A 24,697-nucleotide genomic window follows, 5' to 3' on the forward strand; every position below is an offset into this window, starting at 1 on the left:
AGTCAATTCGGCGTGTGTGGGACAAGATATCAGAAGTCCTGATGGACCGAATTGACCATTCGCAGTACCCGCTGCAATTCGGTTCGCTGTAAAAATACGGCCGTTCACATCAAAAACAGCCCAATCCGCACAAAACCCAAAAGGCCGGCAAAAGGGTGCCCTTAACATTGTAATGTCAACGGCGCAGCAGGGCCGGCCTGGCGGAGAGAGCTCCTTCGCTTTGCCCCTTACGAGCTGCCAGTCATTGTTTTAAGTCGCTCCTTTTTTCTCATCGTTTTACTCAAACCCCCTTTTTCATCATGGCTTACTCTACTTCAACTCCCGCTGGTCAGTGCGTTCAGAACATCATCAACTCGCTGCCGAGCCTCGTGGCCGTAGCCGTTGTGGATGCTACTTCGGGCATGGCCCTGGCTTCGCACACCAATTCGCCCAACGTGAACCCCGAAACCGCCGCTGCCTACAACACCGAGGTGGTGAAGCAGAAGCAGAAAGCCATGTCGGCCCTGAAGCTGCAAGGCGAGAAAATTGATGACATCCTCATCACCCTCTCAAACCAGCTGCACCTCATCAACCTGTCGGACGACGGCAAGAAGTTCATCTACCTGGTAGTGAATTCCCGCGAAACCAACCTGGCTATTGCCCGCGACGTGTGCCGTCAGGAGAAAGAGCTGTTGAAATAGTTCTTGCGCAGGTATTACGTTATTTATACTGATTAGCTTATTCTTAGTTGATGCGAAACAGCCACCCCGGTCCGGAGTGGCTGTTTTGTTTTGTCCGTTCTGCGCTAGCTGCCTAGCAGTGACAGTGGATTGGGCCGCATCCGGTGCTCGAACATGGCCCCAATGTTCTGGGCTTTCACCTTGGCTTCCTCTGCTTTGGGCCCGGCAAAAAGGGCATCGACCGTAGCCTGGAAAAGCGCCAGCCACTGCCGGAAATGTGCGGCATCAATGGGCAGCGGGAAGTGCTTGGCCATCGGCCGGCCTTTGTAGCGACTGGTGCCCAACAGCACGCTGCTCCAGAAATCGTACATGGCGGGCAGGTGCGTGGCCCAGTCTACCCGCGCCACATCGTTGAAAATGGGGCGCAGCAATTCATCCGCATTCACGCGGCCGTAAAAGGCATCGACCAGCCGGACGATGTCGGCTTCGTTTTCAAGGTCGGGTAGGGAGGAGGCGAGCATAAGCAAAAAGCAGGGGTTCGAACCGTAAACAGCTGGGCTAGGCTTTTTGTCGCCCGCCAAGTATCACCAGCACCACAGCCAGCACAGTGAGGGCTGCGCCGCCCAGCATCTCCAGGCTCAGGCTTTCGCCGGCGAAGGCCCAGCCCAGCAGCACCGCCACCACCGGGTTCACAAACGCATAAGTGCCGGCCAGCGCTGGCGCTACCGCCCGCAGCAGCCAGATGTAGGCCGTGAAGGCCACAATGGACCCGAACGTGACCAGGTAGCCATACGCCAGCCAGGATTTGGCCGTGACCTGTGCCAGCTCAAAGCCCGTGGCTTCCCCCCGAAGCAGGCCCGCCAGCACCATGGCCGCGCCGCCGCACAGCATCTGCATGCCGCCGGAGGTGAAAGGGGAGGAGGCCGGCTGGCGGCTCTTGGCATACAGCGAGCCCACCGCCCAAAGCAGGGCGGCCAGCAGCACGCAGGCAATGCCCAGGCCGGCGTGGCCCGGCTGCTTCACGGCTGCCGTGGTGGTGTGGGCCGCCAGTAGGTACATCCCTACCAAGCCTGCACCGAGCCCGATGGTCACCCGCAAAGTGGGCCGGGGCGACACGCCGCTCAGCCACCCCAGCACCGCCAGAAACATGGGCACCGTGGCCACCAGCAGCGCCGTGATGCCGCTGGGCAAATACTGCACGCCCAGCGTGACGCCGCCATTTCCAAACCCCAACAGGCACAGCCCGATAACCGCCGCGTAGCCCCAGCCGCGCAACGTGGGCGCCGGCTCGCCCCGCAGCCGCATGTACCCATAAAGCAGTCCGCCCGCGATGCCGTAGCGTGTGCCCGCCATGAGCAACGGCGGCATGCTGGCCACGGCAAATTTCATGACCAGGTACGTGGAGCCCCAAATGAGGTACACGAGAGCGAAAGCGGTGAATAGCGCGGCCCGCGAAGGCGTGGCTGGGGAGGAATCGGGCATGTAACAGCGAAGGGTTGTTGCAAAAATACGCCCGTCATCCCACCCCGGCAGGAGCCGGGGGCTGGATGACAGGGCTCTTATTCCTGCCGCTCGTTGTTGCTTTGTGTAATGAAAAGAATCCTTCTGCTGGCGTTGTTGTCTTTGGCCATCTCCAGGCCCGCTGCCGCCCAGCTGCTCCAGCCCAAGCCCGAAGCCTTCACCCGTGCCGACTCCCTGCGCGGCGGCAATGGCCCGCTTCGTAGCTGCTACGACCTTAGCTACTACCACCTCGACGTGAAGCTCGACCCGGCAAAGCGCTACCTCAGCGGCTCCAACCTCTTCCGCTTCACCGCCACCCAGGATTTCACCCGCCTGCAATTTGACCTTTTCGCTAATTTGACGGTGGAGAAGGTGCTGTACCAGGGCAAGGACGTGCCATTTACCCGCGAAGCCAACGCGGTGTTCGTGACCTTCTCCAAAGCCATTCAGAAAGGCAGCCGCGACGAGTTCACCGTCCAGTATTCCGGAAATCCCACGGTGGCCAAAAAGGCGCCCTGGGACGGCGGCCTGGTCTTCACCACCGATGCCGCGGGCAAGCCCTGGGTGGCCAGCGCCTGCCAGGGCGTGGGCGCCAGCATCTGGTGGCCCACTAAGGACCAGCAGGCCGATGAAGTGGACTCTATGCTCATCAGCATCAGCGTGCCCAACGGCCTGAAGGACGTTTCCAACGGCCGACTGCGCAAAACGACCAAGCTGAAAGACGGATACACCCGCTTCGACTGGGCCGTGCGCAACCCCATCAACAACTACGACGTGGCCCTGAACGTGGGCGACTACCAGCATTTCTCCGACTCTTACCAAGGCGAGAAAGGGCCTTTGACCCTCGATTACTGGGTATTGCCCGAGAACGTAGCCAAGGCCAAAACCCAGTTTGCTGCCAACGTGAAGCCCATGCTCAAAAGCATGGAACACTGGTTCGGACCCTACCCGTGGTACCAGGATGGCTACAAGCTGGTAGATGCCCCGCACCTCGGCATGGAGCACCAGAGCGCCGTGGCCTACGGCAACAAGTACCAGAACGGCTACCTCGGCAAAGACCGCAGCAACACCGGCTGGGGCACCAAGTGGGACTTCATCATCATCCACGAAAGCGGCCACGAGTGGTTCGGCAACAACATCACGAGCAAGGACATTGCCGATATGTGGGTGCACGAAAGCTTCACCACCTACTCCGAAGCGCTGTTCGTAGACAGCCAATTTGGTAAAACCGCCGGCCAGGAATATATCCACGGCCAGCGCCGCAACATTCAGAACGACGGGCCCATCATCGGGCCCTACGGTGTGAACACCGAAGGCTCCGGCGACATGTACGACAAGGGCAGCGCCATGCTCAACACGCTCCGCACCATCCTCAACAACGACGAGAAGTGGCGTCAAATCCTGCGCGGCCTGTCCAGCACCTTCTACCACCAGACTGTCACGGGCCAGCAGGTAATAGATTACCTCAACCGCGAAAGCGGCCGGGATTTCACCAAAATATTTGACCAGTACTTGCGCCACCGCAGTATTCCCATACTGGAAATTCGCTTCGAAGACGGCAAAACCCTGGCCCGCTGGGTGGCCGATGTCGACAAATTCGATATGCCCGTTCGGGTGCGGCTGAAAGGCGGCGAATACCAGTTTATCACGCCCACCACCAAGTTTGCGGAGGTAAAAGCGCTGGCCGGCGCCACCAAGGAGAACCTGGAAGTCGACACGTTCAATTACTACATTGGCGTACTAGTGGATTGACCCGCGCCAGCCCTTTCCCGATGAGCGAACACATTCCTATCTACCAGCTGCAGGCGTTTGCCAGCCCCGCAGGAGCCCCGGTGGAAGTCTACTTCCCCGATTATGCAGCCCCCGCAAAACCCAAAATTCCGCTGGACCGCCCGTACCGCGGCGACTACTATAAAATCAGCCTCTGCCTGCGGGGTGCGGCCGAGCTAAAGGCGAATCTGGAAACCTATACCATCGGCCCGAATTGCCTGATACTGGCCACGCCGGACGTCATCAAGCAATGGCTGCACATTGCCGACGACTACGAAACACTGTCCATTTTCTTTACCAAGGACTTTATTACCACCAACAACGCGGTCACCGGGAAACTGCGCTTTTTCGTGGCGCCGCCCACTTACGTGCTTCAACTTTCGGCCGCCCAGGCCGAGAACCTGGCGGATTCCTTCCGCTTCCTGCAGCAGAAGTACAACACGCTGAGCACCGAGCGGGACAACGTTCTGAAAAGCATCCTCAACGGCTTGCTCTTCGAAATTGGCGCGCTCTACGATGACCATCAGCCCGCGCCGCTTCCGGCCAGCCATACCCGCAGCCAGCAATTGGCCGCCGCTTTCCGGCAGCTGGTGCAGGTGCATAGCGCCACCGCCCGTAGCGTAAGCTTCTACGCGGCTACCTTATGTATCACGCCCAAGTACCTCAGCGAACTGGTAAAGGAAGTGACCGGCCGCACCGCCAGTGACTGGATAGCCGAAGCCGTGGTGCTCGAAGCCAAAGCCCTGTTGCAAAACCCGGTTTTGCCCATCCAGCAGGTGGCCGCCAGCCTGCACTTTGCTGACCAGTTTGCTTTCAGTCGGTTTTTTAAAAACAGCACAGGCCTGTCGCCCACCGCCTACCGGCAAGCGGGCTAGTCTGCGTTTGCCGCCTTTTTGCCACAGCCTGCCGCCATCTGGCCATTCCCGGGGCAGCTCTTGGCGAGGAATTTTGCAGTCGTTTATATACTCTCACGCAACCTTCCTCGTCATGATTCTAGTAACTGGAGCCACCGGCCACCTGGGTACCGCCGTGCTGCAAACCCTGCTGCAAAACACCCCCACCACCCAGCTAGCCGCCTTGGTGCGCGATGTGCAAAAAGCCGCCGCGCTGCAGGCGCAGGGTGTGAGCATCCGCGTCGGTACTTATGGCGACCCCGCTGCGCTTGACCGCGCCATGCAGGGCATCGAGCAGGTGTTGCTCATCTCGGGAGGGGGCGAAGAAGAAGCCCTGCAGGAGCACAAAAACGTGGTAGATGCCGCCAAGCGAGCCGGCGTACAGTGCATCGCCTACACCAGCCGAGCCCTAAAAGACCCCAGCACCCTGGTCAATGAGCTCATGGGGCGCCACTTCGACACCGAAGCTTACATCCAAGCCAGCGGGCTGCCGCACATTCTTTTCCGCAACATTCTGTACATGGATGTGCTGCCACTCTTCACTGGTCCCAACGTGCTGGAAACGGGCATCAACCTGCCCGCCGGCGCAGGGCAAGTGTCCTTTGCCCTGCGCCGCGACATGGGCGAGGCCATTGCCAACGTACTGCTGGAGCGTAACTTCACTAGCCGCACCTACCACTTCACCGGCTCCGAAACCTATAGCTTCCACGACGTGGCCGCCGCCCTTACGGAAGCTTCCGGAAAACAGGTGCGCTATACGCCCGTTGAGGACGAAGCTTTTGCGGCCGGCATGCGGCAGCGCGGCCTGCCCGAGCTGGCCATTGAGCGCACCATCGGCTTCCTGACCGATATTAAAAACGGCCAGGAATCTGAAGTAAGCCTTGACCTGGCCACGGTGCTAGGCCGCCAGCCCACGTCGCTCAGAGAAGGAGTAAAGCAGCTGTATAAGCTGTAATGAGCAATCCGGGCCCGCGTGGCCGAATTGAGGAGGGAAATGAGCAGGTCCTTGTTGGTGCTGCAGATGTCGAGTGCCGCGTTGGCGTTGGGCGTAGTGGTGCCAATGCCGACCGAACTCATTTAAGCTTGAGAAGCAATGGCGACCAATAGAGTAGCTGCCAGTAGGTAAAGCTGTTTCATGAGAACGCAGATAAGGAGGCGACCAAGTTGTTTTCGGTCAACCGTGCTCCCAAGCGTTGGTAGTAGACGACGGCAGGTGGTATGTAAACGAAGGCCACCGATAAGTGGAGCCGGCGACCTAGTACGACTTGCGGGCCGGCGGACCAAACGGAACTCGAAATTGTTAATGACCCGGTGAGGCCTTCTTTTATTCGGCTTTGCCCAAAAACCTCCTCACCCACCTGTGCTGTGCCGTACCTTCGCGGCGCGAACAATCACCGAACCTCCGGCTCATGAATCAATACGACGTCACCGTCATCGGCTCCGGCCCCGGCGGCTATGTAGCGGCCATCCGTTGCGCCCAACTCGGCCTCAAAACGGCCATCATCGAGAAATACCCCACCCTGGGCGGCACCTGCCTCAACGTGGGCTGCATCCCTAGCAAGGCCCTGCTCGATTCCTCCGAGCATTACCACAACGCCCATTCGGCCTTTGCCGACCACGGCATCGGCCTCGACAACCTGACCGTCGACATGAACCGCATGATTGACCGCAAGGGCGGCGTGGTGAAGGCCAACGTGGACGGCATTTCCTACCTGATGAAGAAGAACAAAATCGACGTCATCACCGGCGTGGGTTCGTTCGTGGACAAGAACCACATCAGCATCGTGCCCCGCGAAGGCGGTGAAGCCCAGCAGATTGAAACCAAGAACGTCATCATCGCCACCGGCTCCAAGCCCACGGTGCTGCCGTTCATTGCTCAGGACAAGGAGCGCATCATCACCAGCACCGAGGCCCTGAACATCCGCGAAGTGCCCAAGCACATGATTGTGATTGGTGGCGGCGTGATTGGCCTCGAAATGGCCTCCGTGTACGCCCGTCTCGGCGCCAAGGTATCGGTGGTGGAGTTCATGGACAGCATCATCCCGACCATGGACCGCGGCCTCGGCAAGGAACTGAAGCGCGTGCTGGGCAAAATCGGCATTGAATTCTTCTTCTCGCACAAAGTGACCGGCGCAACCCGCGACGGCGACACCGTAACCGTGACGGCCACCAATGCCAAGGGTGAAGAAGTGAAGTTTGAGGGTGACTACTGCCTGGTGGCTGTGGGCCGCGTGCCCTACACCGCCGGCCTCAACCTTGAAGCCGCTGGCGTGGAGATGGAAGAGCGCGGCCGCATCAAGGTCGACGAGCACCTGCAAACCAACGTGCCCGGCATCTACGCCATCGGCGACGTCATTCGGGGCGCCATGCTGGCCCACAAGGCCGAGGAAGAAGGCGTGTACGTGGCCGAAACCATCGTGGGCCAGAAGCCGCACATCAACTACCTGCTCATCCCCGGTGTGGTGTACACCTGGCCCGAAGTGGCCGGCGTGGGCTACACCGAGGAGCAGCTCAAGGAGCAGGGCAAGGCCTACAAAGTGGGCTCGTTCCCCTTCAAAGCCAGCGGCCGGGCCCGCGCCAGCGGCGACACCGACGGCTTCGTAAAAGTGCTGGCCGACAAAACCACCGACGAAATTCTGGGCGTGCACATGATTGGCCCGCGCATCGCCGACCTCATCGCTGAAGCCGTGACGGCAATGGAGTTCCGCGCCTCCGCCGAGGACGTGGCCCGCATGAGTCACTCGCACCCCACCTACGCTGAGGCCATGAAAGAAGCCTGTTTGGCCGCCACGGAAAACCGGGCCATTCACATGTAAGCGTAATTTCGAATTGGCATAAAAAGGCCGACGCTCTCGTAGCGTCGGCCTTTTTATGTTTAAGAGTATCTTGTGAATTGAACGAGGTTTGTCGCTATGGTTTGTCCATACCCCATATCATACTTCTGTTGCCTTTGCTGATGAGCTTCCAACAATTGGGAGTGTCATCCTCAAGTTGTTTGAGGTAACGGAGCTGATATTTAGCTGCAAGAATATTGCCGTAGAAGGAGAGCTTTGGCATTTGATAGACCCCATCACCTCTATGGAAATTGAGCTGATGGTGTACGAACAGTCTTACGCCTTATTCTCCTATCCTTTTGATTTGGATGGCCAGCATCCCAATTGGAATAGCGACTTACTTCAATCCACACTATTTGCTTTGACAGAGCTAGGGAGCCAGCCCGAAAATACATTAGAAGAATGGGCGGGCGAGCCGTGGTGCGTCGCCAAAAGCCGGTGGAACCCGAAGCATATTGATGGACGCGGCAGAAACTGAAAGCGGCCTGGAGTTCCTATAGCTTCAGCCGCTTTGGCCACAGATTGTCATCAGCAGGTACACAATGTGGCGTAGTGGGTGCTGGTAAAATCAGTCGCCACATCAAATGGTGGCTAAAATAAGGGTTTTCGGTATCAGCATGGTGGGAGCAACTCGGACTTTTGGGCCCACCAATTCTGCCTCCCCTATAGCTCGAAAGCGGCGGTGAAGGCAGTGTCGGGATTGAGCACTACCTGCCGGGGCGGGGCCCCGGCCAAGTGCTTGCTCCACGTCACGCGGGCGAGGGCCAGCCCGGGCGGCACGGTTGCCATGCCGGCCAGCGCCAGCATGTTGGGATGGGTATAGAGCGGAGTCATAACGGTTTCGCCCTGTGAGAAGGATGGCACCGCCAGCTTCTTTTCCTGGAGCTTGGCCTCATCAACCAAGGCATACACGCTGTGGTGGCGCGCGGCTTCTACCAAGGCCTCAATGCCACCACTCTTGTCGAACAAGAGCTTGAGCAGCTCCTGGGCCACTGCGGTTTCTTCCTGGCGTGAGAAGAAGAGCAGCCCTTCTTCCTTCACGATGGCAAACGTGTCAGCATCGTATTCAGTAGATGCGAAATACATCGGGTTTTCGCCCAGATATACATTCTTGATAAGCAAGGTCATTTTCTGGATGCCTTCGAGCTCCCCAACGTGCTCAACGCCCAGAAATAAGTCGTGCGTTTTGCTAACGGAGCTGAACAGAAAAGCGAAGTAAGCGGCTTGTACCTCGGTTTTCTGGTCAAAATAGCTCACCAGGTCGTCGATGAGCGAGCGGGAAGGTCGAGTAGTCATGCAGTGGTGTTGGGAAAGGAATTGAGTTCAAATATAGCGGTGACCAAGGCCCCTAAGCCAGATGGCGACCGGGTGAAAGTAGCCAGTTATTCGTGCCGGGTTATTCGAGTCCAGCCTTTCCCCAAGCCCACGTCAACTGCGGACTCCACACGTCGCCAGAAGTTGGTTCTCCATTGCTTTTCAGTACGCCAGCAATGGCTGGCCCGGTGCTGAGCCACTCAAGCGGCATTGGTGCCAATTGAGCTTAATGAGTCTGGCAGGCCGCATCGATTGCTTGGTGCAACAGGTAAATAAAACGCTCCTCATCGAATTCGACCTGCACGAGGGCATAGAGGTTGACGAGACTGGTCTCCTCATCTGGCGGCTCCTGGGAGGCGTAGCAATTGTCAAAGAGCAGCAGGTATTGTTCCTGTGGCGCTTCCAGGGGGCGGTAGTAGTGCAGGTGAGGCGCGCCGTCAGCCATGGACTCCGGCGGCAGGAGCGGGAAGCGGTAGCCGTAACGCCCGTCCGCTTGCTCGTCGTCAGCGCGCAAGCCATTGAAAACGCTGGCGATGCTGTCGAGCAAGCCAATGTTGCGCATGAAAGAAGTGTGGAGACGAAGAGGGTTCTGATGCAGCGGGTCGCTGAACAGGTCCACTAGTGCATTTTGAGTACGAAGCAGGCCCGTGGTGGGCGAAGCGTGTTGCAGTTGCCAGCTGCTTTCCAGCGGAATCTGGGCGGGGAATGTGAGAGGTATTACAAGTCTTCCGGGCTTATTGCCCGCATGCACTTTCCTGTCATCGCGCTGAATGGTGGCCGTGGCCTGATTGACCACCCCGAGGCGGCGAATGGGCAGGCCTTCGGTTGGCAGAGGGGCAGAAGCTGGCATCAGCGCTGGCGGCGCGCCACTCTGGCCGCATCGAGGGCTTGGCGCAACAGGAAGACGAAACGCTCCTCATCAAGCTCGACCTGTACCAGGGCGTAGAGGTCTGCGTAGCTGGGTACTTCGTTCGGTCGCTCGCCGGGGGCGAAGCGGTTGGTGTAGAGTAGCAGGTATTGCTCGTGCGGCGCCTCCTGGGGGCGGTAGTAGTGCAGGTGGGGCGAGCCACCCGGCAGTAGGATTGTGCCGTCTACGGCCCCGAGCGACCCGCTCACTAGGCCGCCAACTGGCTGGTCGGTGAAGGCAGCGGCGATGCTTTCCAACAGGCCAATGTTGTATAAGCTAAAGGTATTCAGCCGAATATTCTGGTAGTCTGAACTATGAAACAGGTCAACCAGGGCATTGTCAGTGACGAGTTGGCCCGTGGTGGGCGAAGCGTGTTGCAGCCGCCAGCCGCCCTCGAGCGGAATCTGGGCGGGAAATGTAACGGGTACCAAATAGCTTTCGGGCTTTGTGGCGGCCTGTGGGTCATTGTCGTCGCGCCAGATGGTGGCCGTGGCCTGGGCGACGATGCCGAGGCGGCGGATGGGCAGGCCTTCGGTTAGCAGCGGGGGAAGGGCCGACATCAGACTACTTTTTTGGGATGGTCGCGGAGCTGCCGGACTTGGTTATCGGGCAGCACTTCAAACTGCCCGTTGGGCGAGGACTGCAAATCAATCTTTGCAAAGCCTTGGTCCTGCATCTGCTGCCACTCCTGGTATTTCCAAGGCGTGCCCTTCGGGTATTCCTTGGGAAAGGAAATATTGAGCTGGGTGCCCCCGCCGGGTTGGCCGTACCAGGGAATGACGTTGGCTACCTCCCCATACACGGCATCAGTAGGTACATCTTCCAGAATGCTAATCTTGTATTTGAAAGGATATTTATCCTCTGCCATATTCAGTGCCCGCGACTCGAAGGACTGCGGAGCATCTGGGACGCCAGCTTTGCCTAAGGGCGAGACAAAATTGCCGCCAAATGTGACATCAAATACATCCCCTGTCACGTGGTCAGCATCAAGTTTCTTAGTAACGGGGTCCAGCTTTTTATTGAATACGCCGCCTTGGTAACGGTCGTAGGTGTCGCCCTCTTTGAGTTGCACGGTCTGGCGCTGGTAGCCGCCGTTGCTAGGGGGCCAGTGCCCGTTCAGCGGCAGGGTTTCGCCATCTTTCGGGTTCACGTAGTGGGAGGCGCGCATCAGGTTCTCCACCGCTTTCCAGTGCGCCAGCGAAGGCTGACCCGGTAACGAGGCCGCCGAAGCGGCGTTGAATAAGTCGTAGAGCTGCTCAATTACTTCGGGCGGTTGCATGTGTGCGGCCCCACCGATGGTGGCGGCAAACTCTTGTAGGCTGTGCTCGGGAATAAAGCCGGCCGGCAAGCCTGCGGGCAAGATGACGGCGGCCGCCGCAGCCGCTCCAGCGGCGGCAATGGCGGTAGCTGAAGCCCCGGAAGCGGTAGCCGCGGCGGTGGCAGCAGCCTCTGCCGCAGCGGCAGCAGCAGCTACGGCAGCAGCGGCCGAAGCAGCCTTTGTAGTTACTTCAGCTGCCGTTTGCAAAGAGGAGGCTGCCACGGCGGGAGCGGCTGCGGCCCCGCCGGCGCGCAACTCAAAGGCGGGAGCCGTAATGGCGAGCCGGCACACGTAGGCGCCGTCACCGTTGGCCCCGCTTTCGAAGGTTTCGTGGTAGCCCACGCACTCGCCCTCCGTGAAAGCAATGGTTTCCAATGCTACCAGCTGAGTGGCATTGTAAAAAACGACCTGGCCGGCCAGGGGCTTGTGCGGGGTAGCGGCCCAGGCTAGTAATGCATCGTCGGTGGGCACGTCCACCACCAGGTGTAGCAGGTCGTGGCGCACTTTGGCGTTGGCCTGGCCCCGGGCATCGGTGGGCTGTTGGCAGGCATAGTTGCAGTGCACTACCCGGTAGCGTGTGCCTGTCAGATGCAGCTCAGCGTGGAAAGAAGCCATGAGCAAGGAAGTAAGTGCGGCAGTTAGTTGGTAAAGATATAACAACCTGATGTAAAAGAGCTACCGTCAGAAACTGCACTTCGACTGTCCTCCCAGCCTTGGGTAGTCAACACAGAAAAGCAGGCAAAGCCCGCATTGTGCTGGGCTAGACCAGCGCCGTATTGGGCCGGGTCAGGTCCAGCACATCACGGATGTCGTAGTCCTCGAAACGGTCGATTAGGGCATCAACGCCCTGTTCCATCTTCAGGTCCATCTCCTCGCGGTAGATGGGGTAGAGGGTGTAGAACTGCACCGTTTTTTCGGGGCTGATAACCAAAGTCTGAAACTCCTCGGGCAGGCTCAGCGCGGTGAGGACCAGCATGCAGCCCAGCTCGGTGTCGTCGGAAAAGGGTGCGGCGTCCTCCCCGTTGGGGATGGTGTGGCCGAAACCCAGCCAAGTGCCATACTCGTGGGGGAGGCGGGCCAGCATCTTCAGCCAGCGGATGGGCCAGTACACGTTTTCATCCTCAAACGCTTCGGCTACTTCGGCTGGGTCAGCGGGGATGTTCCAGGTGCTGGGCAGCAGGATGCACAGCTCGGCATACGGCGGGGCCTCGTCGGCAGGAGCGCCGGGCGGTACGGTCATGGGCCGGTCACTCATGCCCGACGTGATGAGGGCGTAGAATGGAAAGTCGGCGCTGGGCGGCACAACGTGCACGTCGAGGTGCACCTTGTCGGAAATGATTTCGTGGTACACGCCATTCACCGGCCCCAGATGGCGCTCGATGTGGTCGGAAATGGCCGCGATGGTATCGTCGTCGCCACTGGCCAGCTCAAACGGGGCCGGCTCGGTGTCCTCGTAGCGGTAAATGGGCGCGCCCGAAGGCGAAAGCTCCGGCTCGTCCTGGCCGGGGCTGGCGGGGGAAATAGGAGTGTCAGACATAAGCGGCTATACGGCCCGGGTTTGTGGGAAGGTTGCGAGTGGTATTTGGACGAGTAGGGGCAGGGTCCCGCCCGTCGTCCGCCCCGTCCCAACAATTTCGGGCATCGGCCGGTGGGGCTTGCCCCGTCCCTACATCGTCTAACATCCACAAATTACCCCGGCGTGTAGCTGAAATCAGCGTTGGTGGTACCGGTGGCCTGGCTGCGGGCTTCCTTGTAGAGGGTGTCGATGGCCAGGCCGGCGGCCAGCAGCAGGGCGGCCGTGGCAGGCTGGGCAGCGCCCCGGTCGGTAAGGGAAATCAGGTAGTTATCGGCAGTGGTGAACAGCTCCCGGCCAATGCCTGCCCATTTTTTGGTAACCAACCCCAGGGCCTGCCCACCGCCATCAAGGAAGCGGAAATCCCAGCCAATCCAGTTGCCTTTAATATCGGCCACCCGGGCGCCCTGGGCGTTGTAGACGTGGAAGCCCCCGCCCAGAGTTAGAATCTTGCTCTCGAAATAACCGAGCAGCTCATTTTGGCCGTCATACACCCGGATTTTGGAGCGGAGGAAGCGCCAACCCCGTTCCAGGCGCAGCACGGGCGCATCGTCGGCAAGGTTGCGCACGACTACGCTGGTGGGCATCCGGTGCTTCTGAAGCAGCAGGCGCGTCCAGTTAATCCAGGCGGGGTTTTCTTCCGTGGCGTAGCCAATGTGCTCTCGGGTTTCGGCATTAAGAATGTCGAAGGTGTCCTTCAGCTTCAAAAATCCGAGATGCTCCCGGATGAAGTAGGTGCGGTGGCTTAGCATTGGATTCGGTTCCATACAAGTCGGCCGGAATGGTGAAGCCCTGTTTACGTAAGCCCGGCCATGACGGGCATGTTGAGCTATCTGCGGTAGGTCCGTCTTCACGGTAGCCAGCAGCGGAAACGGCAGATATTTCAGCCAATTCAACTGCTGGCAGTATGACGGTGTAATGGCAGTTTTTGCCGTTATTGTGGTCTATGAGCACAAAACTAGTTGCAACCGTTTTGCTGATGGCGTTGGCTTCGTGGGCGCGGGCACAGCCCGGAATTAAGGCAGGAGTGGGGTACGCCACTTTGTCCACGTTTAACTGGAGCGGGGCCTACCGCGAGGCCAGCGCCACGGGACGGTTTGGCTTCCACGTAGGCGCGTTTTATGAGCGGCCCCTGGCGGGCCGCTGGACTTTAGTGCCCGAAGTGAGCTACAGCTACCAGCAGCTGGACCTTCAGGTGGAGGACAATAGCGTGCAGGATGCTGGCTATTTTGGCCGCTACCGCCTACAACTGGGGTATCTGAATGTGCCCGTGTTGGCGCGGGCTACTTTTGGCCGTTGGTATCTGGAACTGGGACCTCACCTGGGAATTCTCATAAATGCTCACGAAAAAGGAACCGAGACGGTGGGCGGCTTCATGGGCAGCACCACTGCCGCCGTAGACCGCGCTGCGGCCGACCGTTACCTGCGGGCCGACCTTGGCCTGGGGGCAGGAGGTGGGGTAAAGCTCCCGGCGGGTTTTGCCCTGAGCCTGCGGGCCACCACCGGCCTGTTATCCCTCACCGAAGAATCATCGGCCTCAAATAATTATAGCGGCAGTCTGCGCAATCAAGTACTTCAACTGGGGGTGGCGTATCAATTCAAGCAGGAAGCACATTAAAAATGCTGACTGGGCTTATTTCCTGAACCACGCCAGCAGCTCCGGTTTGTAGGAGTTGCCAATGGGAATCAGGCTGCCATCGGCCAGCACTACCTGCTCAGGCTGGAGGAGTTGAATGTGGGCCGCCGCCACAATAAACGAGCGGTGCACCCGCACGAAGGCCGGGCCCAGCGTGTCGGTCATGGCCTGCATGGTGGCGTGGTGCAGATGGGTTTTGGCCGCAGTCACCACTTTCACATAGTCCTTACAGCCCTCCACGTAGCGAATGTCGCGGTGCGGCACGCGGAGCAGGCCGCGGGCGTCACGTACCACCAGATGCGGGTCGTCGGCGGGAGTCGGAAGCGGGGCAGGCTGCAGGCGGTCGGTAGCTTTGCGGAACCGCTCGTAGCTGAAAGGCTTGAGCAGGTAGTCGAGCACATCCAGTTCGTAGCCCTCGTAGGCATACTCGCGGTAAGCAGTGGTGATGATGGTTTTGGGCGGATGTTGGAGCGTGCGCAGGAACGCCAGGCCATTCATGAGGGGCATCTCGATATCGAGAAAGAGCAAGTCGACGGGCTGGCTGCTGAGATGCTCGTGGGCTTCCATGGCGTTGCGGCAGGTGCCGGCCAGCGCGAGCCCGGGCGTCTGGTTGATAAACTGGGTGAGCACTTGGTGGGCCAGTGGCTCGTCGTCGACAACCAGGCAGCGAATAGGAGAGAGCATAAGAAAAGCAGTGGAAAATGGAGCGAAAGAACGTCAGGCGGGCGCAGAACGTCATAATGGGCTGTGCCCATATCACGTTTTACACCTGCAGCGTCAGCTCGGCCCGGTACCGCCCGTTTTGCTCCGACAGCACTAGCTCGTGGGCGTTCGGGTAATACAGGTTGAGCCGTTGGCGGATGTTTACCAGCCCAATGCCGCCGCTGCGGCGCGGCGTGGCGGCCGGCGCTTCGGGAAGCAGGTCGTTTTCGATGGTGAAATGCAGCTGGCCGGGCGTGGTGTGGAGCGTGGCCGTCACGCTGGCATCGTCGGAATAATGGTGGCGGCCGTGCTTGAAGCTGTTTTCCACCAGCGGCAGCAGCAGCAAGGGGGGAACTTGCAGCGCCGCGCCGGCCGCGCCAGTCGCTGAAAATGTGATGCGGGCCCCCGCGTACTTGCGCTGTTCCATCTCGAAGTAGTTTTCCAGAAAGGTGACTTCTTCGGGCAGGGCAATGTACTCGCGGCCGCTGTCGTAGAGCACGTAGCGCATCAACTCCGACAGCAACAGGATGAAGCGCGGCGTTTCGGGTGAGCCGGCTAGACTAAGGCCGTAGATGCTGTTGAGGGTGTTGAACAGGAAGTGGGGCTGCAGCTGGCTCTTGAGCTGCTCCAGCTGCAGGGCCAGGTGGTCGCGCTCCAGGAGCCGGCGGCGCTGCTCGTTGGCAAAGGCGAATTGGGCAAACGCCACGCAGCCAAACACCAGCGCATCGGTAAACAGCAGCTGAATGTGGGGCTGGGCCACTTGCAGCACCTGGTGCCAGCCGATGAGGAAGTGCTGATAGAAGCCGGCTAGCACCGGCGGGGACGCCAGCGGGGCAAACAGCGCTGCCGCCAGCCAGGTATTCAGCTTAATGCCCCACCACAGGTACAGCACCGAGGCCACCAGCAGCAGCACGTAGCGCCGCCGGTGTAGCAGGCGCGGCACCAGCAGGCGGTAGTAGGGCAGCACATACAGAGTGGCCAGCAGGGCAAACAGCATCAGCTGCGGGTAAGGGAAGTTGAAGCGGCCGTCGGGCCGGTATTGCTCGGCGGCTACGCTCATGTAGGTGCTGTACTTGTAAAGGCCCACGTAGAGGCCCCAGGCAAGGATTTCGAAGATGAGAGGAAAGCGGCTGGGCCGGTCGGCAGGGGGAGCGGGTTGCATGGGGCGAAGGTGGCAGGTTTTGGGCAGGAAGCCGGAGCTAGGCACACTCTTTTCGACCAATACAGGGATTTTTTCGACCAAAAAACTGAGCCAGCAGTTTCGTCGGAAAGTGGCCTGGGATGGTCGAAAAACGCATGAATGGGGGGATTTGCCGCCGTTGCTTTGTCCCATTCCCAGCCGGCTGACGGTCGGGATTGCTCTTCAACCCCCCATCCCCCAATACCCATGAAAATCTCCTTCCGCGCCCTCTTCGCCAGTGCCCTGCTCGCCACGGCCAGCCTCACGGCCCAGGCCCAAGCCACCACGCCAGCTGCTGCCCCCGTGGCCACTCCCGATACGGCCCGTGTGGTGCTCAACCCCGCGCTGCTCACGCCCATCAGCCTGCAAAGCTTTGAGGCCTTCCGCACCGCCGTGCAGCCGCTCATCAGGCAAATGGCCGGCAAAAAAGTAGTGGCCCTGGGCGAAGGCACCCACGGCACGGCCGAGTTCTACCGGGTACGTTTCTGGCTCACGCGCATCCTGGTGGAAGACCACGGCTACACGCAGGTCGCCCTCGAAAACGACTACACCGATACCTACCTGCTGGATGAGGCCCTGCGCCACCCCGCCGCCAACGTGAGCCAGCTCATGCAGCGCCACCTCTACGGCATCTGGCAAAACCAGGAAACCAAGGAGCTGCTCACCTGGCTGCAAGCCCACAACCGCACCCACCGCCGCCAGCCACTGGCCCTGCGCGGCATCGACGGGGCCTATGCGCTGCCCGAGGCACAACAGTTGGCCACCCTGGCCGCTCGCTACCCCAAGGCCGGCCTGCAGCCCCTGGCTGCCCAGCTGCTGCAAGCCGCCGGCACCCAGGATTCGGTGCTGGCCTACATCAACACCAAGTTCAAAGGCTACAAGTTCTCGCGCAAGCGCTGGCTCAGCACGGGCTTGGACGGCTACTACGCGGCCGAAAAAATCCTGGCGGCCTTGCCCACCGCGCGCCTGCCCCGCAGCCAGCGTGCCCTGGCCGAAGGCTACGCCACCGATGCCATGCTGGCCCTCGACGTATTCTACAAGTTTGCGGTAACCAAGAAGGATGCCTCCCGCGACAGCACCATGGCCGAAATGACGCGCTTTCTGGTACGCGAGCCTGGGGCCAAGGTCATCATCTGGGCGCACAATGCCCACGTTTCGCGCAAAAGCGCCGACCCCACCGACAACAACGGGGGTGGCACCGGCAGCTTCATCGAGCGCCTGCTGCCCGGCCAGTATTTTGCCCTGGGTACCACCACGGCCACCGGCACCTACGCCGCCACCACCGACGGCCGCATCACCCGCACCAGCGTCTTCACTTCCTATCCCCTCGACAAGCCCCTGGCCGGTTCCTGGGAAGCCAGCCTGGCCGGTGCCAGCGCCCCCAACTTCTTTCTGCTCACCAACCAGCTGGGCACCCAGAACCTCAAGCGCCCCCATCGCCTGGTTGGCTACATGCCCGACAGCGGCAAGGATTCCTACTACGATTACAAGCTGTCCGAAGCCTACGATGCCGTGCTTTTCCTGCGCCAGACCACGGCTGCCACGCCCCTGTAAACCGCCGCTCGTTTCGATGGGTAAAGCGGCCAGTTGAAACGCCTCATGCTCCTTTTTGATGAGCAGGGCCAGCATCCTGACTGCAACAGCTACTTGCTGGAATCCACGCTCTTTGCTTTGACAGCACCAGGGGGGCAGCCTGAAAATACAGTAAGAGAATAGGTGGGCGAGCCCTGGTGCGGCACCAAATGGCGGTGGAACCCGAAGCATATTGATGGACGCGGCAGAAATTGAAAAAGGCGGAAGCTACGGGAGCTTCCGCCTCTTCTGTCTTTATAGCCCAGTAAGTTACATCCTGACTTTCAAAGGGATTTCCTTGCTCGCGTATGCTTGCAGGGCAGTGAGCTCTTGCGCAATTGTGGCGAGCCAGCCTGGCTGCTTGCTGCGGTCTGCGTACACCTCGCTGTCGTATTTGTCGTGCATGGCCTGCGCCTCGATGCTGATTTGATGGTAAATGGCTTCCTGCTTCTGCTGCAGCTCTTTGGTGTCGGCCACTTGTTCCTGAATGGCTTTGGTGAGGCGGCGGGCGAAGAGTTCGGTGATGTCGAAGTGGCCTTGCTCGTGGGCCAGGGTACGCTCGGGGTCCTGCGTGCCCTTGAAATAGGAGTTCTGGCAGTCGAACACCGTTTCGACAATGAACTGTACCTTGCTCTGGAACAACTTCCCGTCGTAGTGGTAGCGCATGTAGCTGCTAGTAGCGGCTTCAAAGGGCCGGCTGTCGGTGCTGGCCTTAAAATCGGCCCGCGTGAGCCGGCGTGCAGGGTTCCACACTATCTCCTTCTCGTAGAGTGCCAAGTCGGCCACGCGCAACGCTTTGGCCTTGATGCGGTGGCAGGTGCTCCAGTTGTCGGGCAGGCGATGCTCGTAAATCTTGAGTACGTTGGCGCCGAGCTTTTGCGCCTCTTTGGTAGCCCGTCCAATCACCGTTTCGTAATCGCAGTTGAGCGATAGCCCGGTGTCCTTGATTTCAATGTCGCCCACCTCTTCCGAGGGGCCAGTGAATGTGTCGGTTTCTTTAATCACCAAAAAGCCCGGCGCTGCCGTGATGGCGTGGGTGCTTTGGGTAGCTTGCGTGATAACGCGAGGCGAACAAGCCGGCAGCGCTAAGCCCAGGGCAAAGGCTGTAAAAATGCGTTTCGAATAGAAGATAGGGGCAAAGCGCATGGTGGATGGTAGTTGCTTACTTGGCCTGTAAATAACGCACCGTTTACGGCCTGTTCTGATGGTACAAGTCCAAGTAGTACCGGAAAGCTTCTCCGACCAAGCCCTACCCAAGCACCGCCAGAGGCTTCCGAAGGCTCGCCAACCGCTTCACAAGCACCGCCAATCGTTTCGCAAGCATCGCCAACCGCTTCCCAACCCTCGCCAAGCATTTCGCAACCACAAACCTTGCGGCTTAAGGCCCGCCAATCGTTTCGCAAGTGCCGCCAAGCGTTTCGCAACTACAAACCTTCGTACCGAAGCACAAACCTTCTGTCGCAACCACAAACCTTCTGGCGTTTCACCTATTTGGGAACAACTACCTTTCCCATACTGCAAAGCGTCCTCGCCGCTGCGCTGGCACGCTCGACGTGGGCAAGCAGGCCGATGCGGTGATTATCGACGGCAACCCGCCCAAGCAGCTGCGCGACCTGCGCCGCGTGCCGCTGGTGGTGAAAGATGGGCAGCCCTACGAGCCGGCCCAGATGCGCAAGCTGGCGGATTACCAGCAATGGGATTTTAGCAGCGTAGCAGGCTCAGGCCAAGAGCCAAAAACGCCAACCGCTCCAGTAGCTGCTGTAGTGCGCGCCGAATGACTTAAACTCGCGCACTGCCGGCAGACCGTGCTGGGTGGCGTAGGTGGCGTATTCCTGCGCGTCGCCAAAATGGCGCTGCTGCTTGGTCACGAGGTTGTAAGTAAAAAACGTTTTGTCGTTGGCCTGTCCGCACAGCACGTCATCAGCTACTTGAAATGAGTCGATGAATGGCTGGTCGCTGGAAAGTTCGAGCGGCACATCCGTTTCAAAATAGGCTTCCATTCCATTGATTTCCTGCATTGCCTCGCCATTGCCCAACGGAATCCGAGCGTAATCACCAAGGCCGTGGTTGCCCCAGTAAGTGAAGGAAAATACGAACAATACCACCGCAACGCAAAGCCTGCTATACCACCTAAACCGCTTTGAGTTAGCATTGGCCCAAGCACGCGTGCCAGGCTTAAGCTGCCCGTAAAGGATGAATACGAACCGAAACGCTTCGGTATAAGCCCAGGCCGGGACCGATATTTTGAGGAGCGTGAAAATGAAGTGAAAGAGGAATTCCACGCTACGCGCTGCTAGGGAGACTACGGCTCGGTGTCTGTGCCGAGGGCTGCTAAAGTAACTCAGGAAACCGGGTAGCCCTTGCTGCTTTTTCCCCAATGCCCGCAACCAGCCGCGCCCGGTCAACATCGGGACTGCGGTAAAGCACTACGCCGGCACGGAGGCGGCCCCGGTGGTGCGGGCCAGCTGGTTTACCGCCCCCGCCAGGTCCACCGAGGGCAGGTTGAGCACGCACTGGCCGGTGCGCAGCAGGTTTTGCGTGGTTTGGGAAGAAGCGGCCAGGCCCAGCACCGCCCGCCAGCCCAGCCAAAACACCGACGACATGGGCGCTAAGTTGACGGAGCCGTCTTCGTTGATGGTGCTAATGAGTACGACGGGCGTACCGAAATACAGAATGGCGGGTTCACTGGGGTAATGCATGGTGGGGCGGGAGTGTGAAACAACGGATTGCTGGCACAAAAGTCCGCGCCGGTCAAACAGACGGAAACCCGGTTCTTGCGCAGTTGCAGCCGGGTTGCAGCAAGGCCTGCCCATCACAAACCCTCGTTCTCATCCACAAACCTTCCATCAGGTTACCTGGGCAGCCCTTAATGGTCGTAGCTCACTACGCGGGTGAGTTTCCAAGTGCTGCCCTGCTGCTGCCACACCATCACGAACTTAGAATTGCCGCAGTCGTTACGGCCGTTTTCGACGTGGCAAAACCGTTGCGTGGCAATATGGATGGCTCCGTAGTCTTTCACGGGGTACACTTCCAGACTACCTGGCACCAGCGTACGGGTGATATCGGGGCTTTGGGCAAACAGGCGCGCAAATCCGTCCTTGGTTTGGCTAAAATTGGAAAGGCCGCCCTTGTCGTGGTAAAACTCCACGTTATCGGCGAAGTAGGACATAAGTTTAGCCACGTCATGGGCATTGAAGGCGGCAAACATTTCCGTGTCTAGTCGGGCCACCGTTTGATATAGCTGCTCCTTGGTAGGAGGTTTCGAGGATGGGGCGGCGGCCAGCGGCGGGCTGCTGGGCCCGGCCTGGGGCGGCGTATTTTGGCCCCAGGCGGTGGTGCCTGAAAGAGCGGAAAGCAGTAAAAGGCTAATGAGCGTGCTGCGCATAAGAAGAGCGGTGATTACCAAGCTAAATATAGCCAGCTTACAAGTATGCGGGAGAACTGACGCAGCAAGTCCATAGGTCCCATTAGCCTGCTGGAAGTAGAAAAATGGCATTTGCAGTGCCTATCGAAAGGCAGGAGTCACCCGGTTAAAACGCAAACAGCGGCCGAAGCTCCACCAGAAGCTTCGGCCGCTGTTGCGGTTGCGGTGCGGGCCAGCTAGCGCGGCACCGCAAGCTTGAGAATACGGTACGGCTCGGTGCGCTCCCGACGGGGAATGTGCAGCTGCGAAGTCGTGACGTAGACCGACCCATCAGTGGCCACCGAGAAGCTGTCGGGCCATTTCAGTTGCGCATTCTGGGCCACTACCTGAAACTCGCCGCTGGATGTAATGCGCGTCACAGCGTTGTTTTCCACATCGGTGAGGTAGAGGTTGCCGGTCGCATCGAAGGCCATGCCATCGGGCGGGTTGGTGGTGGCTACGGTTTCTACCCGCTGGGCTAGCTGGGATTGGGGCAGCGCTTCATCGCGCAGGTATTGGGTGGCAATGCGGTAGAGCGTGCGGCCCGTGAGGGCGTGGTAGTAGAGGTAGTCGCGGTTGGGCGAGAGGGCCAAGCCATCGGAATCAATATCGGGCAGCTCGCCCGCCTGGTTGCGCCACACCCGGCCCTCGGCTGTGATAATCAGCTTCTCCGACTTCGTAGACGGGTGGTTGCCAAGCAGGCGGCGGGTGCGGCCCGTGGCCAGATTCACCACAATCAGGGCTCCCGCATTGGAGTCGGTGATGTAGGCAAAGTTGTTCTGCGTATCAATCCGCACGTCGTTGAGGTAGCTGGTGGGGTACACCACCGTCTCGTCGTTGAAGTCGATGCGCTGCACCACCTGCCGCGTGGCCACGTCAAACTTCAGCAGCTTGGCGCCGCCGGGCACCACGCCGCGCATTTGGGGCGAAGCTGCATCCAGCACCCACAGAAAATTATTGGCGTCGGTGTACACGCTTTGCACGCACACAAACTTGTTGGTCGGCGACATCATGCGGTCCCAGGTATTCCAGGCCGCATCGGGGAAGGGCGTGGCCTGGGCGCCGCTCACCTCCGCTACCGAGTAGGGGATGGTATCGGTTTCCATGCGCGGAAAGTTGGCGAATACGCGGCCCTCGCGGGTCACGGCCACGCCCGTCCACTGCACCGTGGAGGTGGCCACGGGCGTCAGGGCCACGTTCAGGGAAGGCACCTGCGGGGTAATGTCGCCCTCGCTGTCTTTGCTACAGCCCGCTAGTAGAAGCAGGCCGAGGGCCATTGCGAATAGGTTTTTCATTGGGGAAAGGAAGGAAAGGACGTGGCGCCCGCACCTCGGGCACCGGGTTCGGCTTTACGCGGTAACTTTCCCTCGCGGCTTCCCAAAGCTGGCCATTAGCCGCCAATTCAGCACTTTTACGGAAGCCATCTGGTCAGAAATACGGAGCCAGCGGCTGCTCCTTCGTCACTCATTCATTCGCCCGCCCATGTCACGCACCGATACCTTTGCCCAAACCCAGCCCGCCAGCCGCGCCGAGTGGCGGCAGTGGCTGGCCGAGCACCACGCCAGCGCCCCCGGCGTGTGGCTGGTGTACTGCAAAAAAGCCAGCGGCCAGCCCAGCGTTACCTATCCCGAAGCCGTGGAAGAAGCCCTCTGCTTCGGCTGGATAGACTCGCACCCGCGCAAGCTCGACGCCGACCGCACGCAACTGCTCTTCACCCCGCGCAAGCCCAAAAGTGGCTGGAGCAAGGTGAACAAAGAGCGCCTGACGCGCCTCGAAGCTGCCAACCTACTCTTGCCCGCCGGCCTAGCCGCCATTGCCCGCGCCAAGCAAAACGGCGCCTGGGAAAGCCTCGACGCTGCCGAAGCCGGCCACATTCCCGAAGACTTAGCCGCAGCGCTAGCCGCTGATGCCACTGCCCAAACCAATTTCACGGCCTTCGCGCCCTCCGCCCGCAAGCAGATTCTGACTTGGGTGCTGGGCGCCAAGCAGCCCGAAACCCGCGCCCGCCGCGTAGCCGAAACCGTGCGCATGGCCGCGCTAGGCAAGCGGGCGAATTATGACCGAGTGTAAGTCTCGCTTCGGGCCACCCGAAAAGCAGTTTACCCATGCTACCCTGGATGCCGACCGATGGCCGTTCGGGGTCATTCCCAGGGGCGCGAGGCATCCTTCCCAAGCCAAGGCGCTACGGCCACGGGCTCGCTAAAAGGCCCCGTGGCAATAAGGTGTTGGCTGCTGGCCAGAAATGGCACTGCCTGGTAAGCAAGGCCCACATTGGTTGCGGCCGGACTAATGTGTTTTGCCGTTTCAGCATCGCCCAGGAAATAGCCCAGCTCAAAATGCAGGGGCAATAGCAAGGGGAAATCAGGGGTGGCAGTAGCCGATTTTAAGTATGGAACCAGCGGCAGGTGAAGGTCCAGGGTTGCCTCGAAGGGAGCGGCGTGGTTGGTCTCCAGGCGCGTGAGGCAGGGAATGTAGCGAACCCCGAGGCCATCGGAGAGGGCTACCCTCATCGCCGCCAGCGCCACGTGCACGCGCTGGCCGTCGAGGCGTACGTAAGCATCGTGCGGACTGATTTCAAACTGCTCTTTTCCTGTGGCCGGGTTCACATGGGAGTCGTTCCAAAACAGGTTGTACAGATACAGCGGCTCCGCCGCACGGTTGACTACGCGGTAGTGCAGGCGCAGCACTTCGCCAGCCAATTGGGTAGCCGTGATGGTGAGGGTGCAGGCGGCGTTTTCGGTGTGCAGGGTCTGGCTACTCATGAGACAGCTGGGGCCAGCGGTGCAGCCAAAGCGCTTTAAGATGCTGCCCGGTGCGCGGCCAGACGGGCAGTCAGCAGCGTGGTTAGCTCCGCGTGCGAGCATTGCAGCGTATTGGCCGAGATGAAAATGGGCGAGCCGTAGGACTTGAGGTTGGTTTGGAGCAACTGCTTCTTGAAGCGGTTAGTGTGTTGCTCAATGTATTTGTTGGGGTCGCGTAGCTTCACCAGGACGAACTTTTGACCTGCCATCTGCATCTCCTCCAACGCGGCAACGTCGGCCCAGAGTACTTCGCCCGCTGCCAGGCCACTGGAGTTATCGGTGAAGCCATCAGCCGCCACCAGCAAGCCGGGCCGTTTATCGCCCAGCTTTTTGACCAGAAAAAAACCGAGAACCGCAAAGAAAATACTGCCCAGTATCCCGAACATCCGGATTTTGGCCGGGTCGTGCAGGAAAGGGTTTTCGATGAATGTTTCCGGGGTGGCCGCCATCCAGGCAGCGGCCCCAGCCAGCAGCAGCGAGCCTCCTAAAAGCAATGTTAATTTTTGTTTGCTGAGCGCAATTTCGGTAGTGCTGGAATCAGTCATGAATGGGGAAGGAGAGTAATAAATTTGCTGGACAAGGGCTTAAAGCCAATTGGGCGGCTTCGCTATTACTGGCCGCATGCCAGGCCAACG

The 24,697-nt window shown here is 59.7% G+C and carries 27 protein-coding genes; 10 read left to right on the plus strand and 17 right to left on the minus strand.

From position 1 onward, the window contains the following. Positions 1-299 precede the first annotated feature (299 nt). On the plus strand, positions 300-680 hold the full coding sequence (locus J4E00_RS12620; RefSeq protein WP_208175529.1) for a hypothetical protein: 381 nt from the start codon (positions 300-302) through the stop codon (positions 678-680). A gap of 104 nt (positions 681-784) precedes the next feature. On the opposite strand, the gene J4E00_RS12625 is transcribed toward J4E00_RS12620, so the two are convergent. Together J4E00_RS12625 and J4E00_RS12630 are read right to left on the minus strand one after the other, a co-directional pair. Continuing rightward, positions 785-1,180: a group III truncated hemoglobin gene (locus J4E00_RS12625; protein WP_208175530.1), complete on the minus strand. Its 396-nt coding sequence runs from the start codon at positions 1,178-1,180 to the stop codon at positions 785-787. Positions 1,181-1,217: 37 nt separating this feature from the next. Continuing rightward, entirely contained in the window at positions 1,218-2,141 is a 924-nt protein-coding gene (locus J4E00_RS12630; RefSeq protein ID WP_208175531.1) for an EamA family transporter, read from the minus strand. Positions 2,142-2,249: 108 nt separating this feature from the next. Here J4E00_RS12630 and J4E00_RS12635 point away from each other — a divergent pair, with 108 nt between their 5' ends. From J4E00_RS12635 to J4E00_RS12655, 5 genes are all read left to right on the plus strand, one after another. Beyond that, complete coding sequence (locus J4E00_RS12635) at positions 2,250-3,911, plus strand: M1 family metallopeptidase (RefSeq protein WP_208175532.1); 1,662 nt, start codon at positions 2,250-2,252, stop codon at positions 3,909-3,911. A 20-nt stretch (positions 3,912-3,931) separates the two neighbouring features. Beyond that, on the plus strand, positions 3,932-4,804 hold the full coding sequence (locus tag J4E00_RS12640) for an AraC family transcriptional regulator (protein WP_208175533.1): 873 nt from the start codon (positions 3,932-3,934) through the stop codon (positions 4,802-4,804). Between the two features lie 112 nt (positions 4,805-4,916). Continuing rightward, positions 4,917-5,777: an SDR family oxidoreductase gene (locus J4E00_RS12645; RefSeq protein ID WP_208175534.1), complete on the plus strand. Its 861-nt coding sequence runs from the start codon at positions 4,917-4,919 to the stop codon at positions 5,775-5,777. Positions 5,778-6,231: 454 nt separating this feature from the next. After that, positions 6,232-7,638: a dihydrolipoyl dehydrogenase gene (gene lpdA, locus J4E00_RS12650; protein WP_208175535.1), complete on the plus strand. Its 1,407-nt coding sequence runs from the start codon at positions 6,232-6,234 to the stop codon at positions 7,636-7,638. An 88-nt stretch (positions 7,639-7,726) separates the two neighbouring features. Next, positions 7,727-8,134 (plus strand): hypothetical protein, encoded by a 408-nt coding sequence (locus J4E00_RS12655; RefSeq protein WP_208175536.1) that lies wholly within the window; start codon positions 7,727-7,729, stop codon positions 8,132-8,134. Between the two features lie 185 nt (positions 8,135-8,319). On the opposite strand, the gene J4E00_RS12660 is transcribed toward J4E00_RS12655, so the two are convergent. The 6 genes from J4E00_RS12660 to J4E00_RS12685 form a co-directional block, all read right to left on the minus strand. Beyond that, positions 8,320-8,952: a hypothetical protein gene (locus tag J4E00_RS12660; RefSeq protein WP_208175537.1), complete on the minus strand. Its 633-nt coding sequence runs from the start codon at positions 8,950-8,952 to the stop codon at positions 8,320-8,322. A gap of 244 nt (positions 8,953-9,196) precedes the next feature. Then, on the minus strand, positions 9,197-9,820 hold the full coding sequence (locus J4E00_RS12665; protein WP_208175538.1) for a hypothetical protein: 624 nt from the start codon (positions 9,818-9,820) through the stop codon (positions 9,197-9,199). After that, on the minus strand, positions 9,820-10,437 hold the full coding sequence (locus tag J4E00_RS12670) for a hypothetical protein (RefSeq protein WP_208175539.1): 618 nt from the start codon (positions 10,435-10,437) through the stop codon (positions 9,820-9,822). Before J4E00_RS12670 ends, J4E00_RS12665 begins: the two co-directional genes overlap by 1 nt. Continuing rightward, positions 10,437-11,810: a type VI secretion system tube protein TssD gene (tssD, locus tag J4E00_RS12675; RefSeq protein WP_208175540.1), complete on the minus strand. Its 1,374-nt coding sequence runs from the start codon at positions 11,808-11,810 to the stop codon at positions 10,437-10,439. Before tssD ends, J4E00_RS12670 begins: the two co-directional genes overlap by 1 nt. Before the next feature lie 145 nt (positions 11,811-11,955). Then, positions 11,956-12,732 (minus strand): suppressor of fused domain protein, encoded by a 777-nt coding sequence (locus tag J4E00_RS12680; RefSeq protein ID WP_208175541.1) that lies wholly within the window; start codon positions 12,730-12,732, stop codon positions 11,956-11,958. Between the two features lie 152 nt (positions 12,733-12,884). After that, positions 12,885-13,535, minus strand: a complete 651-nt coding sequence (locus tag J4E00_RS12685) for a phospholipid scramblase-related protein (RefSeq protein ID WP_236049753.1) — start codon at positions 13,533-13,535, stop codon at positions 12,885-12,887. Positions 13,536-13,714: 179 nt separating this feature from the next. Between J4E00_RS12685 and J4E00_RS12690 the strand changes: the two genes are divergently transcribed. After that, positions 13,715-14,386, plus strand: a complete 672-nt coding sequence (locus tag J4E00_RS12690) for a porin family protein (protein WP_208175542.1) — start codon at positions 13,715-13,717, stop codon at positions 14,384-14,386. A gap of 15 nt (positions 14,387-14,401) precedes the next feature. Here J4E00_RS12690 and J4E00_RS12695 read toward each other — a convergent pair whose 3' ends face one another. Beyond that, complete coding sequence (locus tag J4E00_RS12695) at positions 14,402-15,088, minus strand: LytR/AlgR family response regulator transcription factor (RefSeq protein ID WP_208175543.1); 687 nt, start codon at positions 15,086-15,088, stop codon at positions 14,402-14,404. 79 nt (positions 15,089-15,167) lie between these two features. After that, the gene (locus tag J4E00_RS12700; RefSeq protein ID WP_208175544.1) at positions 15,168-16,268 is read right to left on the minus strand and encodes a sensor histidine kinase; all 1,101 of its coding nucleotides are present in this window, start codon (positions 16,266-16,268) and stop codon (positions 15,168-15,170) included. Positions 16,269-16,493: 225 nt separating this feature from the next. Between J4E00_RS12700 and J4E00_RS12705 the strand changes: the two genes are divergently transcribed. Beyond that, complete coding sequence (locus tag J4E00_RS12705) at positions 16,494-17,840, plus strand: erythromycin esterase family protein (protein ID WP_208175545.1); 1,347 nt, start codon at positions 16,494-16,496, stop codon at positions 17,838-17,840. Between the two features lie 288 nt (positions 17,841-18,128). Here J4E00_RS12705 and J4E00_RS12710 read toward each other — a convergent pair whose 3' ends face one another. Then, positions 18,129-19,004, minus strand: coding sequence for a hypothetical protein (locus J4E00_RS12710; RefSeq protein WP_208175546.1), 876 nt, complete (start codon positions 19,002-19,004; stop codon positions 18,129-18,131). A gap of 407 nt (positions 19,005-19,411) precedes the next feature. Between J4E00_RS12710 and J4E00_RS12715 the strand changes: the two genes are divergently transcribed. Beyond that, positions 19,412-19,636 (plus strand): hypothetical protein, encoded by a 225-nt coding sequence (locus J4E00_RS12715; protein WP_208175547.1) that lies wholly within the window; start codon positions 19,412-19,414, stop codon positions 19,634-19,636. Here the strand turns inward: J4E00_RS12715 and J4E00_RS12720 are convergent. From J4E00_RS12720 to J4E00_RS12735, 4 genes are all read right to left on the minus strand, one after another. Beyond that, positions 19,577-19,957 carry a hypothetical protein gene (locus tag J4E00_RS12720; protein ID WP_208175548.1) on the minus strand — a complete coding sequence of 127 codons (381 nt, stop codon included), beginning with the start codon at positions 19,955-19,957 and terminating at the stop codon, positions 19,577-19,579. The two genes, J4E00_RS12715 and J4E00_RS12720, sit on opposite strands and share 60 nt — an antisense overlap. A gap of 327 nt (positions 19,958-20,284) precedes the next feature. Continuing rightward, a complete protein-coding gene (locus tag J4E00_RS12725; protein WP_208175549.1) occupies positions 20,285-20,557 on the minus strand; it encodes a flavin reductase family protein in 273 nt (90 codons plus the stop codon). 167 nt (positions 20,558-20,724) lie between these two features. Then, a complete protein-coding gene (locus J4E00_RS12730) occupies positions 20,725-21,243 on the minus strand; it encodes a nuclear transport factor 2 family protein (RefSeq protein ID WP_208175550.1) in 519 nt (172 codons plus the stop codon). 215 nt (positions 21,244-21,458) lie between these two features. After that, the gene (locus J4E00_RS12735; RefSeq protein ID WP_208175551.1) at positions 21,459-22,556 is read right to left on the minus strand and encodes an L-dopachrome tautomerase-related protein; all 1,098 of its coding nucleotides are present in this window, start codon (positions 22,554-22,556) and stop codon (positions 21,459-21,461) included. A 187-nt stretch (positions 22,557-22,743) separates the two neighbouring features. Here J4E00_RS12735 and J4E00_RS12740 point away from each other — a divergent pair, with 187 nt between their 5' ends. Continuing rightward, on the plus strand, positions 22,744-23,331 hold the full coding sequence (locus J4E00_RS12740; protein WP_208175552.1) for a YdeI/OmpD-associated family protein: 588 nt from the start codon (positions 22,744-22,746) through the stop codon (positions 23,329-23,331). 71 nt (positions 23,332-23,402) lie between these two features. On the opposite strand, the gene J4E00_RS12745 is transcribed toward J4E00_RS12740, so the two are convergent. Both J4E00_RS12745 and J4E00_RS12750 read right to left on the minus strand, forming a co-directional pair. Then, positions 23,403-24,023: a hypothetical protein gene (locus J4E00_RS12745; protein ID WP_208175553.1), complete on the minus strand. Its 621-nt coding sequence runs from the start codon at positions 24,021-24,023 to the stop codon at positions 23,403-23,405. 35 nt (positions 24,024-24,058) lie between these two features. Next, positions 24,059-24,607, minus strand: a complete 549-nt coding sequence (locus tag J4E00_RS12750) for an STM3941 family protein (RefSeq protein WP_208175554.1) — start codon at positions 24,605-24,607, stop codon at positions 24,059-24,061. Positions 24,608-24,697: the final 90 nt, after the last annotated feature.

This window comes from Hymenobacter negativus (genome assembly GCF_017571495.1).
GTDB lineage: Bacteria > Bacteroidota > Bacteroidia > Cytophagales > Hymenobacteraceae > Hymenobacter > Hymenobacter negativus.

Excerpts from the sequence above, each read along its gene's own strand:
- J4E00_RS12625 (WP_208175530.1), bottom strand. The coding sequence starts at position 1,180 with ATGCTCGCCTCCTCCCTACCCGACCTTGAAAACGAAGCCGACATCGTC.
- tssD (WP_208175540.1), bottom strand. The coding sequence starts at position 11,810 with ATGGCTTCTTTCCACGCTGAGCTGCATCTGACAGGCACACGCTACCGG.
- J4E00_RS12695 (WP_208175543.1), bottom strand. The coding sequence starts at position 15,088 with ATGCTCTCTCCTATTCGCTGCCTGGTTGTCGACGACGAGCCACTGGCC.
- J4E00_RS12645 (WP_208175534.1), top strand. The coding sequence starts at position 4,917 with ATGATTCTAGTAACTGGAGCCACCGGCCACCTGGGTACCGCCGTGCTG.
- J4E00_RS12740 (WP_208175552.1), top strand. The coding sequence starts at position 22,744 with ATGTCACGCACCGATACCTTTGCCCAAACCCAGCCCGCCAGCCGCGCC.
- J4E00_RS12700 (WP_208175544.1), bottom strand. The coding sequence starts at position 16,268 with ATGCAACCCGCTCCCCCTGCCGACCGGCCCAGCCGCTTTCCTCTCATC.
- J4E00_RS12710 (WP_208175546.1), bottom strand. The coding sequence starts at position 19,004 with ATGCGCTTTGCCCCTATCTTCTATTCGAAACGCATTTTTACAGCCTTT.
- J4E00_RS12670 (WP_208175539.1), bottom strand. The coding sequence starts at position 10,437 with ATGTCGGCCCTTCCCCCGCTGCTAACCGAAGGCCTGCCCATCCGCCGC.
- J4E00_RS12705 (WP_208175545.1), top strand. The coding sequence starts at position 16,494 with ATGAAAATCTCCTTCCGCGCCCTCTTCGCCAGTGCCCTGCTCGCCACG.
- J4E00_RS12730 (WP_208175550.1), bottom strand. The coding sequence starts at position 21,243 with ATGCGCAGCACGCTCATTAGCCTTTTACTGCTTTCCGCTCTTTCAGGC.
- lpdA (WP_208175535.1), top strand. The coding sequence starts at position 6,232 with ATGAATCAATACGACGTCACCGTCATCGGCTCCGGCCCCGGCGGCTAT.
- J4E00_RS12725 (WP_208175549.1), bottom strand. The coding sequence starts at position 20,557 with ATGCATTACCCCAGTGAACCCGCCATTCTGTATTTCGGTACGCCCGTC.
- J4E00_RS12735 (WP_208175551.1), bottom strand. The coding sequence starts at position 22,556 with ATGAAAAACCTATTCGCAATGGCCCTCGGCCTGCTTCTACTAGCGGGC.
- J4E00_RS12620 (WP_208175529.1), top strand. The coding sequence starts at position 300 with ATGGCTTACTCTACTTCAACTCCCGCTGGTCAGTGCGTTCAGAACATC.
- J4E00_RS12635 (WP_208175532.1), top strand. The coding sequence starts at position 2,250 with ATGAAAAGAATCCTTCTGCTGGCGTTGTTGTCTTTGGCCATCTCCAGG.
- J4E00_RS12640 (WP_208175533.1), top strand. The coding sequence starts at position 3,932 with ATGAGCGAACACATTCCTATCTACCAGCTGCAGGCGTTTGCCAGCCCC.
- J4E00_RS12665 (WP_208175538.1), bottom strand. The coding sequence starts at position 9,820 with ATGCCAGCTTCTGCCCCTCTGCCAACCGAAGGCCTGCCCATTCGCCGC.
- J4E00_RS12685 (WP_236049753.1), bottom strand. The coding sequence starts at position 13,535 with ATGGAACCGAATCCAATGCTAAGCCACCGCACCTACTTCATCCGGGAG.
- J4E00_RS12690 (WP_208175542.1), top strand. The coding sequence starts at position 13,715 with ATGAGCACAAAACTAGTTGCAACCGTTTTGCTGATGGCGTTGGCTTCG.
- J4E00_RS12630 (WP_208175531.1), bottom strand. The coding sequence starts at position 2,141 with ATGCCCGATTCCTCCCCAGCCACGCCTTCGCGGGCCGCGCTATTCACC.
- J4E00_RS12745 (WP_208175553.1), bottom strand. The coding sequence starts at position 24,023 with ATGAGTAGCCAGACCCTGCACACCGAAAACGCCGCCTGCACCCTCACC.
- J4E00_RS12680 (WP_208175541.1), bottom strand. The coding sequence starts at position 12,732 with ATGTCTGACACTCCTATTTCCCCCGCCAGCCCCGGCCAGGACGAGCCG.
- J4E00_RS12660 (WP_208175537.1), bottom strand. The coding sequence starts at position 8,952 with ATGACTACTCGACCTTCCCGCTCGCTCATCGACGACCTGGTGAGCTAT.
- J4E00_RS12750 (WP_208175554.1), bottom strand. The coding sequence starts at position 24,607 with ATGACTGATTCCAGCACTACCGAAATTGCGCTCAGCAAACAAAAATTA.